12 protein-coding genes are annotated in these 13,318 nt (G+C 51.7%); 7 read left to right on the top strand and 5 right to left on the bottom strand.

What is annotated here, in order from left to right:
• Positions 1-48 precede the first annotated feature (48 nt).
• The 4 genes from mioC to ravA form a co-directional block, all read right to left on the bottom strand.
• On the bottom strand, positions 49-492 hold the full coding sequence (gene mioC, locus HGO41_RS11285) for an FMN-binding protein MioC (protein WP_013577675.1): 444 nt from the start codon (positions 490-492) through the stop codon (positions 49-51).
• 88 nt (positions 493-580) lie between these two features.
• A complete protein-coding gene (gene asnC / locus HGO41_RS11280; protein ID WP_013577674.1) occupies positions 581-1,042 on the bottom strand; it encodes a transcriptional regulator AsnC in 462 nt (153 codons plus the stop codon).
• Between the two features lie 20 nt (positions 1,043-1,062).
• Positions 1,063-2,532, bottom strand: a complete 1,470-nt coding sequence (viaA, locus tag HGO41_RS11275; protein WP_112197581.1) for an ATPase RavA stimulator ViaA — start codon at positions 2,530-2,532, stop codon at positions 1,063-1,065.
• A gap of 2 nt (positions 2,533-2,534) precedes the next feature.
• The gene (gene ravA, locus HGO41_RS11270; protein WP_037033892.1) at positions 2,535-4,043 is read right to left on the bottom strand and encodes an ATPase RavA; all 1,509 of its coding nucleotides are present in this window, start codon (positions 4,041-4,043) and stop codon (positions 2,535-2,537) included.
• A 267-nt stretch (positions 4,044-4,310) separates the two neighbouring features.
• Between ravA and kup the strand changes: the two genes are divergently transcribed.
• From kup to rbsR, 7 genes are all read left to right on the top strand, one after another.
• Positions 4,311-6,179, top strand: coding sequence for a low affinity potassium transporter Kup (gene kup / locus HGO41_RS11265; RefSeq protein WP_013577671.1), 1,869 nt, complete (start codon positions 4,311-4,313; stop codon positions 6,177-6,179).
• A 215-nt stretch (positions 6,180-6,394) separates the two neighbouring features.
• Entirely contained in the window at positions 6,395-6,814 is a 420-nt protein-coding gene (gene rbsD / locus HGO41_RS11260) for a D-ribose pyranase (protein ID WP_013577670.1), read from the top strand.
• 7 nt (positions 6,815-6,821) lie between these two features.
• Positions 6,822-8,327 carry a ribose ABC transporter ATP-binding protein RbsA gene (gene rbsA, locus HGO41_RS11255; RefSeq protein ID WP_013577669.1) on the top strand — a complete coding sequence of 502 codons (1,506 nt, stop codon included), beginning with the start codon at positions 6,822-6,824 and terminating at the stop codon, positions 8,325-8,327.
• A 6-nt stretch (positions 8,328-8,333) separates the two neighbouring features.
• Positions 8,334-9,305: a ribose ABC transporter permease gene (rbsC, locus tag HGO41_RS11250; protein ID WP_013577668.1), complete on the top strand. Its 972-nt coding sequence runs from the start codon at positions 8,334-8,336 to the stop codon at positions 9,303-9,305.
• Positions 9,306-9,328: 23 nt separating this feature from the next.
• Positions 9,329-10,219: a ribose ABC transporter substrate-binding protein RbsB gene (gene rbsB / locus HGO41_RS11245; protein WP_013577667.1), complete on the top strand. Its 891-nt coding sequence runs from the start codon at positions 9,329-9,331 to the stop codon at positions 10,217-10,219.
• Positions 10,220-10,286: 67 nt separating this feature from the next.
• Positions 10,287-11,216, top strand: a complete 930-nt coding sequence (rbsK, locus tag HGO41_RS11240; protein ID WP_250981034.1) for a ribokinase — start codon at positions 10,287-10,289, stop codon at positions 11,214-11,216.
• Positions 11,217-12,227 (top strand): ribose operon transcriptional repressor RbsR, encoded by a 1,011-nt coding sequence (rbsR, locus tag HGO41_RS11235; protein WP_241916825.1) that lies wholly within the window; start codon positions 11,217-11,219, stop codon positions 12,225-12,227.
• Here the strand turns inward: rbsR and HGO41_RS11230 are convergent.
• On the bottom strand, positions 12,210-12,899 hold the full coding sequence (locus HGO41_RS11230; protein WP_013577664.1) for a FadR/GntR family transcriptional regulator: 690 nt from the start codon (positions 12,897-12,899) through the stop codon (positions 12,210-12,212). The genes rbsR and HGO41_RS11230 overlap by 18 nt on opposite strands.
• Positions 12,900-13,318 lie beyond the last annotated feature (419 nt).

Below are 13,318 nucleotides of genomic sequence, written 5' to 3'. Positions count from 1 at the left end.
CCTGCTTTTAAGCATAGTTATCCACATCTGATCGCCTGAAATTTACACTTATTTGATCAAATTAATCCAGTTGATCACCCAAACCTCGGCCGGATCCTCAGGAATTTCGTGTTGAGTCACGTCGATCTCAAGACGATCACCGATCCGTTTTGCCCCTAATGACGTCAGTTTTTGATCCAGAGAACTGATCGCGCCACAGAAGGTGTCATATTCACTGCTGCCTAAACCTAATGCGCCAAAGCGTACTTTTGACAGATCGGGTTGCTGATCTTCCAGCTGCTCCATAAAAGGTTGCAGGTTATCAGGCAGCTCACCAGCACCGTGTGTCGAGCACACGATCAGCCAGATACCTTCCTGCGGAACTTCGTACAGTTCCGGACCATGGAACATCTGAGTGGAAAAACCGGCTTCTTCCAGTTTCTCAGCCACGTGTTCTGCTACATATTCGGCACTGCCAAGCGTACTGCCACTGATCAGGGTAATGTCAGACATGATGCTCTCACCCGGGAAAAGGAGGCTATTGTACGCTGTGAATGAGCTGGGATCTACCTGTGGATAATAGGGGTATAGAAATCAGTGCTCAGGGCTGGATGGTACGTGTGATGGGGTTCTGCAGGGAGATCAGCGTCTCGGTCGACTGGATCTCGTCAATTGTCTGGATCTTGTTGATAAGTACGTGCTGAAGGGAATCAATCGAGCGGCACATGATCTTAATGAAAATGCTGTAATGCCCGGTGGTGTAATAGGCTTCGACCACTTCTTCTATACTTTCGAGCTTTTTCAGTGCCGACGGATAATCCTTGGCACTTTTCAAAATGATGCCAATAAAACAGCATACGTCGTAACCCAGCTGTTTAGGATTGACGGTAATATGCGCGCCGGTAATGATGCCCGCTTGTTTCATTTTTTCTACGCGGACGTGGATCGTCCCCGGGCTGACGGTGAACACTTTTGCCAGTTCAGCATATGGTGTACGGGCATTATCCATCAGGGCGTTCAGGATCCCGCGATCCAGCTCGTCGAGCTGATAAATTTCAGTCATGATTATCTTTCTCTTTAGGCTTAATTTCTCTGCCAGCGTCGCTGTACGCGGCTTTTCATACCGGTATCGAAGCGCCAGATATGATCGAAAATGCGCAGGATGCCGGGCTTGCCATAGTGCGACATTGCCAGGGCATGAAAGCGGTGATGTTTTTCCCGTTGCAACGCCCTGACCTTCTTTTGTACTTCATCTGGCAACCGCTGGGCGATAAAGTCCGAGATCACCACGGCATCAGCATCCTCCCACTGCGGAGAAGCGAGTTTATCCAGTGTGGCATTCAGACAGGCGGCCAGATCGGTACCACCACGAAAATGCTGCCCCAGAAAGCGCAGCGCCTGATCCAGGCCGCCGTTGGAGGTCAGTTCATAATGGATCACTTCACTGGCAAACAACATGATGTAACATCGGCGGTTATCAGCCAGTGCGATTTTCAGTAACGCCAGACAGAACGCTTTGGCGCACTGTTCGTTAAATCCCCCCATCGAACCGGATGTATCGACGCAGACGACAAAAGGCCCACGCGGTTGCGGTTCCTGTTGCTGATAGACCACAGGCCGTTTGACCACTTTCTCGCGCCAGACGTCCCCTTGCAGGCGATATGTCATCAGACGCTTTTCCAGCAAACGGCGGTAAAATTCGTATTCCAGCTCAGGCAGCCCCAGCGTCACCAGCTCCGTCGGCATCAGGCGCAAAATATCATCGCTCTGATGAATGCCGTTCACTTCTTCCGGCACCGTTGCGGGTTCGCGCACCATCAGCCGGTGAGTTTCCATTTTTGCATCTTCATGCGGACTGGTTTTGACCGTCTGGCTGCGCCCCAGTTGTTCTGCCAGATGCATCAGCTCAGGCTGCTGCTGAAGAAAAGCGCCGAAACGCGCCAGCGACTGAATATCACCCCGCAGACGCTTCCCTTTACTCATATCCCACAACCGGCCTGCTGCCGTATCGTTCTCCGCTAATAAAGGAGAGAGCTCGCTGCTGAGCTGCAGTCGTTGCAGCAATTCTTCCTGCAACTGCTCCTGTTCTTGTTCGAGTAACTGATGATGAACGTTCACCGTTTGGAAGGTCAGGTTCAGGCGCCAGCGCTGGAGGAACAAGGTATGAAAGCTGTTGCCGGTTTTCGCCGTCCGTGAGGTTTCATTATTCTCCTGTAAGGTGCGGGCTTCAGTGGCAAAGGGAGAGCTGAGTTGCTCCAGTTCATCGATGAGGGAAGGCAGTCCGGACTGAAAAGCCGTGGCGTCGATCTGCTGGCAATGCTGATAAAGATAGAATTCTTTCGCCAGCTCTTGGGGAACCGGCGTTTCGTGGATCCTCTGGCGAAGGCGCAATTTCCATTCTGGGAGATCTTTGGTCAGGGCACGCTTGAGACGGGGAAATTTCTCGAAGAACACCGTCAGCGCTGGCGCAGCCAGCAAGCCGACGAGCAGTTCTTCAATCAGTTCGGCTTCGCTGATGGCCAGCAGAAGATCCAGTGACTCGAGACTGAACATGATCAGTGACCACTGAATGTCTGTTGCTGATGACGCAACTGTTCAGCCACCTGAAGCAGGCTGGCTTCTATTTTTGCCATCCATTCTGCCGGAACAAACAGACAGTTTTGCTGCTGGCTGAATTCATGTCTCTGCTGCGCCAGTTTTGCGGTCAGGTCACTCAGCGTATTTTTCATTTCGTCGGGAACGGCAATATGCTCATGGCCCGGCAGCGTCAGCGGCGTGCTCTGACGGCTAACATCCAGCACCAGAAGTTGTTGTTTGTCATCGATTTCCAGATCCACGGTTTGTACAAAACCAATCCCGTTGAGTTTGGCTTTCAGTACGCCTCCTTTATTTAACCACTCTTCCAGGATGATGCGTTCGAATAACAGGTGTGTGACTTTTATTTCATGCAGATGTAAAGGCGTTTGCAATAACAGGGTCAGGTTGGTGGTGTTAAGTGATTCAGGCAGGCTGTACTGTGGCTTGCGGCTGAAAATGCCGGCTTTCTTGCTCAGTTTGATTGACTGACGCGAACTCTGTTGCTGCTGATGTTGCATCCATTGCTGATTCAGTTGCTGAATTTTCATCAGCAGTGTCTGCTGCTGATAAGCCTGTTCGGTGATCAGTTGCTCAATCTGGGTTTGCAGCAGGTTATAAGTATTAAGGTCATGCCATAAACAGTCTTTCAGCAGGATCAGATCCACCTGCGTGATCGCTTTTCTGCCACTGAAAAATGCGCAGGCCTGCAACAGGCGCAGAGCTTTTTTCCAGCGACGGTCAGAGACATAAGGTGCCGTATCCAGGGCATCAAGGCGCTGGCGCAGCTGGAAGATCAGTTCAAAGCAGCTGTCTGAAAGATTGACTTTGTCGATCTCCGGCTGCCATTGTTGGTATTCTTCATCGCTGATACTCAGGGACTCTGCCACCGGATTGGCGTTTTCATTGTTCCGGCTGGTCAGCAGTGAGCGAAAATTTTGCTTATCCTGCACTTTATCCAACCACAGACGGATCAGCATGCGGTCGTACAGCGCTTCGAGGCCACCATCGGCTTCGGGTAATTCGTTGGACGCACTGACCAGCAGACGCATCGGAATAGGTTCTTCTCGTTCGCCATTACGGAAGCGGCGTTCATTGATGGCGGTGAGCAATGTATTGAGGATGGCCGGGCCTGCTTTCCAGATTTCATCAAGGAAGACAATTTCAGCTTCCGGCAAGTAACCTTCGGTCAGACGCAGATAGCGGCCTTCATCTTTCAGGGCCTGAATCGAGAGCGGGCCAAAGACTTCTTCCGGCGTGGAAAAGCGCGTCATAAGATATTCAAAAGCGCGCGCATGTCGGAACGCAAATTTCAGGCGCCGGGCAATCAGGCTTTTTGCAATACCTGGCGGGCCGAGCAGAAAAACGCTTTCGCCGCACAGGGCTGCCAGCAGGCAAAGTCTTATGGCATCCTGCCGCTCGTACAGGCCATGTTCTAATGCGTTAGCAAGACGGGCGATCCGTTCTGCCAGAAGGGGAGATTGCGCCATACTGTCTCTTCCGGTTTCCATTGAGTTGTTGAATAGTGTACTGGCTAATAGCGATATGCCACGTTTATTTTTGTCGTTATAGCTTGTTGATTACTAAAAATTTTCTATTATCAGAAATGTGACCCCGTTCATATGAACGCCGGTTTAGCTGCACATTTAAGGGTAGGCAATCCAATTTATTCGTGCATACTGTGCGCCTTTTAGTGGGCATCATAAGATCGAGCGCACTCATCGCTTACGGATGTTCGAGCAAAAAAGAAACGAAATATGAGCACTGAACATAAACGGTCACTCCCAGCAGTAACCCTGGCCGCCATTGGTGTGGTCTATGGCGACATTGGTACCAGTCCTCTCTACACCTTAAGAGAGTGTTTTTCTGGTCACTATGGTTTCAACGTTGAACCCAGCGTCGTTTTTGGTTTTCTCTCTCTGATTTTCTGGATGTTAATCCTCATTGTTTCGCTCAAGTACCTCACTTACGTGATGCGGGCGGACAACGCAGGGGAGGGCGGTATTCTGACGCTGATGTCTCTGGCGGGCAGAAACACCTCGGCACGCACCACTGCCGTTTTGGTCATTCTCGGCCTGATCGGCGGAAGTTTCTTCTATGGTGAAGTGGTGATCACTCCGGCTATTTCTGTTCTTTCCGCGATGGAAGGTCTGGAAATCGCAGCACCTTCACTTGATCCTTATATCGTTCCCTTATCTATTACTGTCCTGACGCTGCTTTTCATTATTCAGAAACACGGCACCGGCATCGTGGGCAAACTGTTTGCGCCGGTGATGTTGTTGTGGTTCCTGACGCTGGCTGTTCTCGGCGTGAACAGCATCATGCAGAACCCTGAAGTACTTCGCGCCATGAACCCGATGTGGGCGGTTAACTTCTTTATCGAGCATAAGTCGTTTTCCTTCCTGGCACTTGGCGCGGTCGTTCTGTCGATTACCGGTGTGGAAGCGCTGTATGCGGATATGGGCCACTTCGGGAAATTCCCGATCCGTCTGGCCTGGTTCACCGTGGTGCTGCCTTCTCTGGTGCTGAACTACTTCGGTCAGGGCGCATTGCTGCTCAAAGATCCGGAGTCGATTAAAAACCCGTTCTTCCTGCTGGCGCCTGACTGGGCTTTGATCCCGTTACTGGTGCTGGCAACGCTGGCCACCATTATCGCGTCTCAGGCTGTTATCTCCGGTGTGTTTTCCCTGACGCGTCAGGCTGTGCGTTTAGGCTATTTACCGCCAATGCGCATCATCCACACTTCAGAAATGGAAGCAGGCCAGATTTACATCCCGGCCATTAACTGGTTGCTGTACTTTGCGGTGGTTATCGTTATCGCCAGCTTCGAGCATTCGAGCAATCTGGCAGCGGCATACGGTATCGCAGTGACCGGTACGATGGTGCTGACCAGTATTCTTTCCTGTACGGTGGCACTCAAAAACTGGCACTGGAAACCTTTCCTGGTCGGGCTTTTGCTGATCGGTCTGCTGTTTATGGATATCCCGCTGTTCGCGGCGAACGCTACTAAACTGTTCTCCGGCGGTTGGTTGCCGCTGACGCTGGGTTTGGGCATGTTTATCGTTATGACGACCTGGAAAAGCGAGCGCTTCCGCCTTATGCGCCGCATGAACGAGCATGGGAATTCCCTGGAAGCGATGATCGCCTCTCTGGAGAAATCCCCGCCGGTGCGTGTTCCGGGTACGGCTGTGTATATGTCGCGCGCCATCAACGTCATTCCGTTTGCGTTGCTGCACAATCTCAAACACAACAAAGTGTTGCATGAGCGTGTGGTACTGCTGACGTTACGCACCGAAGATGCGCCTTATGTACATAACGTCCGGCGCGTCACCATCGAACAGCTTTCGCCGACGTTCTGGCGTGTGGTCGCCAGCTACGGATTTAAAGAAACGCCGAACGTGGAGGAAGTGTTCCACCGTTGCGGTCTGGAAGGATTGCCGTGCCGGATGATGGAAACGTCATTCTTTATGTCGCACGAATCACTGATCCTGACCAAGCGCCCCTGGTATCTCTACTTCCGTGGCAAACTCTTTATGGCGCTCAGCCGCAACGCCTTACGCGCGCCAGATCAGTTTGAAATTCCGCCGAACCGCGTAATCGAACTCGGTACGCAGGTAGAAATCTGATCCTCATTTCTACTGCTCGCAGGGCACCTTCGGGTGCCCTGTTTTATTTTCTCTTTCTCCTTTCTGAAACGACTAACTCAAATTTCCCTGCGGTTTCTTAATTATTCAGCGAAACGTTTCGACGCTGATCACAATTCCATCATAACTCCGTTGCGATGGCCGGGGATCTTTATAAACTCATCGGTGAGCGAAACGTTTCGCTGTAGGAGTTCACAATGAAGAAGTCACCGCTGTTAAATGCCGAAATCTCACATGTTATTGCCCGGTTAGGTCACACCGATCAGCTGGTTATTGGCGATGCCGGACTTCCGGTGCCAGCAGCTTGCCAACGCATCGATCTGGCCCTGACCCAGGGAGTTCCCACCTTTTTACAAGTCTTAGAGGTAGTGACACATGAGATGCAGGTTGAGCGGGCTATCCTCGCCGAGGAAATCCTCACTAAAAATCCTCAACTCCATGAAGCGTTGCTCGCCCAATTGACACAACTCGAACAACACCAGGGAAACACCATTGCTTTGGATTACGTCAGTCATGAGTCATTCAAAGCACAAAGCGAAAAAAGTCGGGCTGTGATCCGCAGCGGGGAATGTTCGCCTTATGCGAACGTTATTCTGTGTGCTGGCGTAACCTTCTGAGGCCTTTATGCAACCTTTGCTGCAACTGACAGGCATTGATAAAGCCTTTCCCGGCGTAAAAGCACTTTCCGGCGCGGCGCTCAGCGTCTATCCGGGACGTGTAATGGCGCTGGTGGGAGAAAACGGCGCGGGCAAGTCCACCATGATGAAAGTGCTGACCGGCATCTATCAGAAAGATGCCGGCTCAGTGCATTTTCTTGGCAAGGAAGCGGTTTTCAGTGGCCCTAAAGCCTCTCAGGAAGCCGGGATTGGTATCATTCATCAGGAATTGAACCTGATCCCCCAACTGACGATTGCTGAAAATATCTTCCTGGGCCGTGAGTTTGTGAACGGTTTTGGCCGCATCAACTGGAAAAAGATGTATGCCGAGGCCGATAAACTGCTGGCGCGCCTGAATCTGCGTTACAAAAGCGACCGGCTGGTAGGCGATTTATCCATCGGCGACCAGCAGATGGTCGAAATTGCCAAAGTGCTGAGCTTTGAATCCAAAGTCATCATTATGGATGAACCGACGGATGCCCTGACCGATACCGAAACCGCTTCTTTATTTAACGTGATCCGGGAACTGAAAGCCGCCGGTTGCGGTGTGGTGTATATCTCCCACCGCATGAAAGAAATTTTCGAAATCTGCGACGACGTGACGGTGTTCCGTGACGGGCAGTTTATTGCAGAGCGGCCGGTCAGTTCGCTTGAAGAAGACACGCTGATTGAAATGATGGTGGGCCGTCGCCTCGAAGAGCAATACCCGCGCATTAATCATGAACGCGGTGCGCTGCGTTTGCAGGTACGCGATGTCAGCGGACCGGGCGTGGATAACGTCAGCTTTGATCTGTACAGCGGCGAAATTCTGGGGATTTCCGGTCTGATGGGCGCAGGCCGTACCGAACTGATGAAAATTCTCTACGGAGCCTTACCGCGTAAAAGTGGTTATGTGGCGCTCGATGGCCGCGAAGTGGTGACACACTCACCGCAGGACGGGCTGGCAAACGGCATTGTTTATATCTCTGAAGACCGCAAGCGCGATGGCTTAGTTCTGGGCATGTCAGTGAAAGAAAACATGTCGCTGACGGCGCTGCGTTATTTCAGCCACGCTGGCGGACGTCTTAAACATGCGGAAGAACAGCAGGCTGTCGGCGATTTCATCCGCCTCTTCAATATCAAAACGCCGTCGATGATGCAGACCATCGGCCTGCTTTCCGGCGGTAATCAGCAAAAAGTGGCAATTGCCCGTGGATTAATGACGCGGCCGAAAGTCCTGATCCTCGATGAACCGACGCGCGGCGTTGACGTTGGTGCCAAGAAAGAGATTTACCAGCTTATAAACCAGTTCAAGCGCGAAGGGCTGAGTATCATTTTGGTTTCCTCAGAAATGCCTGAAGTGATCGGTATGAGTGACCGGGTTTTGGTGATGCATGAAGGCCATTTAAGCGGTGAATTCCCGATAGAACAGGCTACGCAGGAAGTGTTGATGGCTGCCGCTGTCGGCAAGCAATACGGCGTGACGCAGGAGTAATCAGATATGAGTTCTCAGACATTGCCAGCCAAAAAGCGCTGGATCAGTAAAGAGTGGTTGTTGGAGCAAAAGTCTCTGATTGCGCTGCTGGTGTTGATTGCCGTGGTCTCTTCCATGAGCCCGAATTTCTTTACGGTCAATAACCTGTTTAACATCCTTCAGCAAACGTCCGTTAACGCCATTATGGCCGTCGGCATGACACTGGTGATCCTGACGTCCGGGATCGATTTATCCGTCGGCTCTTTGCTGGCGCTGACCGGCGCCGTTGCCGCCTCGATTGTCGGGCTGGAAGTGAATGCGTTTGTTGCCGTTGGCGCCGCGCTGGCGTTAGGTGCGGCTGTGGGTGGCGTCACCGGAATGATTGTGGCCAAAGGGAAAGTCCAGGCGTTTATCGCTACGCTGGTCATGATGTTGCTGCTGCGCGGTATTACGATGGTGTACACCAACGGCAGCCCGATCAGTACCGGCTTTAATGATGTCGCTGATGTTTTTGGCTGGTTTGGTATCGGTCGCCCGCTGGGTATCCCGACACCCGTCTGGCTGATGGCTGTGGTGTTTATTGCGGCATGGTACATGCTGCATCACACCCGGCTGGGGCGCTATATCTACGCGCTGGGCGGTAACGAATCCGCTACGCGTCTGTCAGGTATCAGCGTCGATAAAGTCAAAATTATCGTCTACTCCCTGTGTGGTTTGTTAGCCGCTCTGGCCAGTATCATCGAAGTGGCACGCTTATCTTCTGCGCAGCCCAACGCAGGTACGGGTTATGAGCTGGATGCGATTGCCGCAGTGGTATTAGGGGGAACCAGCCTGTCCGGGGGTAAAGGACGCATTGTTGGAACGCTGATCGGTGCATTGATCCTTGGCTTCCTGAATAACGGTTTGAACTTATTAGGTGTTTCTTCCTACTACCAGATGATCGTAAAAGCAGTTGTCATCCTGCTGGCGGTTCTGGTGGATAACAAAAGCAACAAATAAACTCTCCTACAGGACTTATGACCATGAATATGAAAAAACTGGCTGTCTGGGTTTCCGCCGCAGCGATCACCGCTTCTTTCAGTGCTAACGTTCTGGCGAAAGACACCATTGCGCTGGTCGTTTCCACGCTGAACAATCCGTTCTTCGTCTCCATGAAAGACGGCGCGCAAAAAGAAGCGGACAAACTGGGTTATAACCTGGTGGTTCTTGATTCTCAGAACAACCCGGCGAAAGAGCTGGCAAACGTACAGGACCTGACGGTTCGTGGCACCAAGCTGATGCTGATCAACCCGACGGATTCTGATGCGGTAGGCAATGCCGTTGCGATGGCAAACCAGGCGAAAATCCCGGTGATCACCCTTGACCGTCAGGCTACTAAGGGTGTTGTCGCCAGCCACGTCGCGTCTGATAACGCCTTCGGGGGGAAAATGGCCGGTGATTACATCGCCAAAAAACTGGGCGAAAACGCTAAAGTCATTGAACTCGAAGGTATCGCCGGGACGTCTGTTGCCCGTGAACGCGGTAAAGGTTTCGCTCAGGCCGCTGAAAAACACCATTTCCAGATCCTCGCCAGCCAGCCTGCTGACTTCGACCGCACCAAGGGCCTGAACGTCATGCAGAATCTGCTGACTGCGCATCAGGACGTGCAGGCCGTGTTCGCTCAGAATGACGAAATGGCGCTCGGTGCATTGCGCGCCCTGCAGACTGCCGGTAAAACGGATGTGCTGGTCGTTGGCTTTGATGGCACCGACGACGGTATCAAAGCCGTTAACAGCGGCAAAATGGGCGCGACTGTGGCACAGCGTCCTGAACAAATCGGTGTGATCGGCGTTCAGACTGCAGATAAAGTACTCAAAGGCGAGAAAGTGCCGGCTGTTATCCCTGTTGATTTGAAACTGGTTGCTCAGCCGTAATACTCTTTTTATCGATGCTGTAACTGCGCCTCCTGATGGAGGCGCTATTTGACTCAGGGATCTCCACATGAAAACCGGCAAACTGGTGGTACTCGGCAGTATCAACGCTGACCACATTCTGAATATCAACCACTTCCCGCAACCGGGCGAAACGGTTATCGGTAAGCAATACACCGTAGCCTTTGGCGGTAAAGGGGCGAATCAGGCTGTTGCAGCCGGTCGCAGTGGCGCTGATATTTCTTTTATTGCCTGTGTGGGAGATGACGATATTGGCGAGCGAGTTCGCAAACAGCTGGCCAGTGACCATATTGATACGCACCCCATCGAAGCCATTAAAGACACCACCACTGGCGTAGCGCTGATTTTCGTGAATGCGGAAGGTGAGAATGTTATTGGCATAGATGCGGGGGCAAATAAAGCTGTTACACCTGAATATCTTGATCGCTATAAACAGCAGGTCATTGGTGCTTCTGCTTTATTAATGCAACTTGAATCTCCGCTTGAAACGGTGATCGCGGCATCGAAGATCGCTAAAGACAACGGTACGCAGGTGATCCTTAATCCGGCTCCGGCCTGTGAATTGCCCGATGAATTGCTGGCACGGGTGGATATAATCACCCCGAACGAAACTGAAGCTGAAAAGCTGACGGGAATTAAAGTCGACAGTAATGAAGATGCCGCTCGCGCCGCAAACGCTTTGCATGACAAAGGCATCACGACTGTCATCATTACGCTGGGCAGTAAAGGCATCTGGCTCAGCCAGAACGGAGAAGGAAAGTTAGTGGCGGGGTTCCGTGTAAAAGCCGTCGATACGATAGCAGCAGGTGATACCTTTAACGGCGCGTTAGTCACAGCCCTGCTGGAAGGCAAACCGATGGACAGCGCAGTACGATTCGCACACGCCGCCGCAGCGATTGCCGTGACGCGTCCTGGCGCACAACCTTCCGTCCCGTGGCGCAAAGAAATAGACGATTTCCTCGCACAACAGGAGGCCTGATTGGCCACCATGAAAGATGTCGCCCGCCTCGCGGGCGTTTCAACCTCTACCGTTTCCCATGTGATCAACAAGAATCGTTTTGTCAGTGAATCCATCGCTGAGAAAGTGAATGCTGCCGTTGAACAACTCAATTACGCGCCTTCCGCCTTGGCCCGCAGCCTTAAGCTGAACCAGACACGCACCCTCGGCATGTTACTGACCGCCAGCAGTAACCCTTTCTATTCGGAAGTGGTGCGTGGGGTGGAGCGTAGTTGTTATGAACGCGGCTACAGCCTCATTTTATGTAATACCGATAATGACGCCGAACGTATGAACCGCAGCCTGGAAACGCTGTTGCAAAAGCGGGTCGACGGACTGCTGATCATGTGCACCGAAAACCACCGACCCTCGAAAGACGTTATCAGCCGTTATCCGTCACTGCCGATTGTGATGATGGACTGGTCACCGTTTGATGGCGCGATAGATATTATTCAGGATAACGCGTTGCTGGGCGGCGAAATGGCGACGGAGTTTTTAATCCGTCAGGGATATCATCGCATCGCCTGCATTACCGGCCCGCTGGATAAAACCACCGCACAGGAACGGCTGAGTGGATATCGTCAGGCCATGGAAAAAGCCGGTTTGAAGATTTTACCTGGTTATGAGGTGTGTAGTGATTTTGAATTTGAAGGCGGATTAGCCGCAATGCAGCAGTTGCTGGCGCTGCCCGAACCGCCGCATGCGGTTTTCGCCAGTAACGATGCGATGGCTGTTGGCGTATATCAGGCACTTTATCAGCGTGGATTGCGTGTTCCCGATGATGTAGCCGTGATGGGGTACGATGATATCCAGCTGGCGCAATATATGATGCCGCCGCTGACAACAATCCATCAGCCTAAAGACTCACTGGGAGAACTGGCGGTTGATGCATTACTGCATCGGTTGCAAGACCCGGCTTCAGAGCCTCAGGTTTTAGTGCTCACCCCAGAGCTGGTAGTCCGTCAGTCTGTGGGATCATTCATCAGCAAGTAACAGACTCTGGCATTCCAGAAGTGCGGCATTGGCATCACCGGCCAGAATGGCATCCGTCAGCCGCTGGTGATGTTCCAGTTTAATCACTTCATTGCCTGTAATTGCCCGAAAATAGCTCTGATACACTGAACTGAATAAATTCGCAAAAGAGGTCAGAAAAGGATTTTTCCCCGCTTCATAGATTAGCTGGTGAAACTGCGTATCTACCGTTATCCAGTGTTCCCGATCAAAGCTGTTATGCAACTGGCGCATTTCATACATATATAGAGAGAGCTGATGCTTTTGCTCTTTACTGGCAGCGAGTGCGGCTAACGCACAAGCCTGAGGTTCGAGTGCTTTGCGTAAAACAATAAAATGCGCCATCACCTGATCGAAGTTTTCACGGGTCATCCACCAGGTCAGCAATTCCTGATCGAGAAAGTTCCAGCTCGATTGTGGCATTACCCGGGTACCAATACGCGGACGGGGTAAAAGCATTCCCTTAGCCGCCAGCGTTTTTACTGCTTCACGTACGGCCGTCCGGCTGACACCAAAAATCTCTCCTAACTCATTCTCGCCAGGAAGAATAGCCCCTTCCGGATACTCCCCAGACAAAACGCGTTGTGCAATTTTCTCCGCCAGCAGGTAAGAAAGGTTACGTTGAGCTGCCTGTTGATGTGCATTAAGTAGCATGTAAGGTATTCCTGAATGTCTTTCTCTTAATTATGAAGGAGAGTCTACTCCAGCCTCTGGCTTGAAACTGGTGTGTTTTTAGCGAAAAACGACCGGTATTTGTCCATTTTGGACGAAATTGACGGATTAATGAACGGTTGGTGAAAAAAGTGAAATTAGGGGTTGCGGCCTTCTGAGAACTCCCTATAATGCGCCTCCACTGACCGGGAACAACGACTGACAAGTCGCCCGGACGGGAAGAGAAAAAGAAGAATGTTCGAATGAATAATCTCTTGACTCTTCAGCGGGAAAACGTAATATACGCCTCCCGCGCCGCATAAGATTCCTTGCGAACCGCGGCATGCTCTTTAACAATTTATCAGACAATCTGTGTGGGCACTCACAAGACGATATCAGCCACTTCGGTGGCAAAAAATATC

Origin of the sequence: Rahnella sp. CG8, from assembly GCF_023701875.1 — a bacterium.
Taxonomy (GTDB): domain Bacteria; phylum Pseudomonadota; class Gammaproteobacteria; order Enterobacterales; family Enterobacteriaceae; genus Rahnella; species Rahnella aceris.
This window is presented reverse-complemented; position numbering and strand designations above follow the sequence as displayed.

Coding starts and splice junctions, on each gene's coding strand:
- mioC (WP_013577675.1), bottom strand. CDS start 492: ATGTCTGACATTACCCTGATCAGTGGCAGTACGCTTGGCAGTGCCGAA.
- asnC (WP_013577674.1), bottom strand. CDS start 1,042: ATGACTGAAATTTATCAGCTCGACGAGCTGGATCGCGGGATCCTGAAC.
- viaA (WP_112197581.1), bottom strand. CDS start 2,532: ATGTTCAGTCTCGAGTCACTGGATCTTCTGCTGGCCATCAGCGAAGCC.
- ravA (WP_037033892.1), bottom strand. CDS start 4,043: ATGGCGCAATCTCCCCTTCTGGCAGAACGGATCGCCCGTCTTGCTAAC.
- kup (WP_013577671.1), top strand. CDS start 4,311: ATGAGCACTGAACATAAACGGTCACTCCCAGCAGTAACCCTGGCCGCC.
- rbsD (WP_013577670.1), top strand. CDS start 6,395: ATGAAGAAGTCACCGCTGTTAAATGCCGAAATCTCACATGTTATTGCC.
- rbsA (WP_013577669.1), top strand. CDS start 6,822: ATGCAACCTTTGCTGCAACTGACAGGCATTGATAAAGCCTTTCCCGGC.
- rbsC (WP_013577668.1), top strand. CDS start 8,334: ATGAGTTCTCAGACATTGCCAGCCAAAAAGCGCTGGATCAGTAAAGAG.
- rbsB (WP_013577667.1), top strand. CDS start 9,329: ATGAATATGAAAAAACTGGCTGTCTGGGTTTCCGCCGCAGCGATCACC.
- rbsK (WP_250981034.1), top strand. CDS start 10,287: ATGAAAACCGGCAAACTGGTGGTACTCGGCAGTATCAACGCTGACCAC.
- HGO41_RS11230 (WP_013577664.1), bottom strand. CDS start 12,899: ATGCTACTTAATGCACATCAACAGGCAGCTCAACGTAACCTTTCTTAC.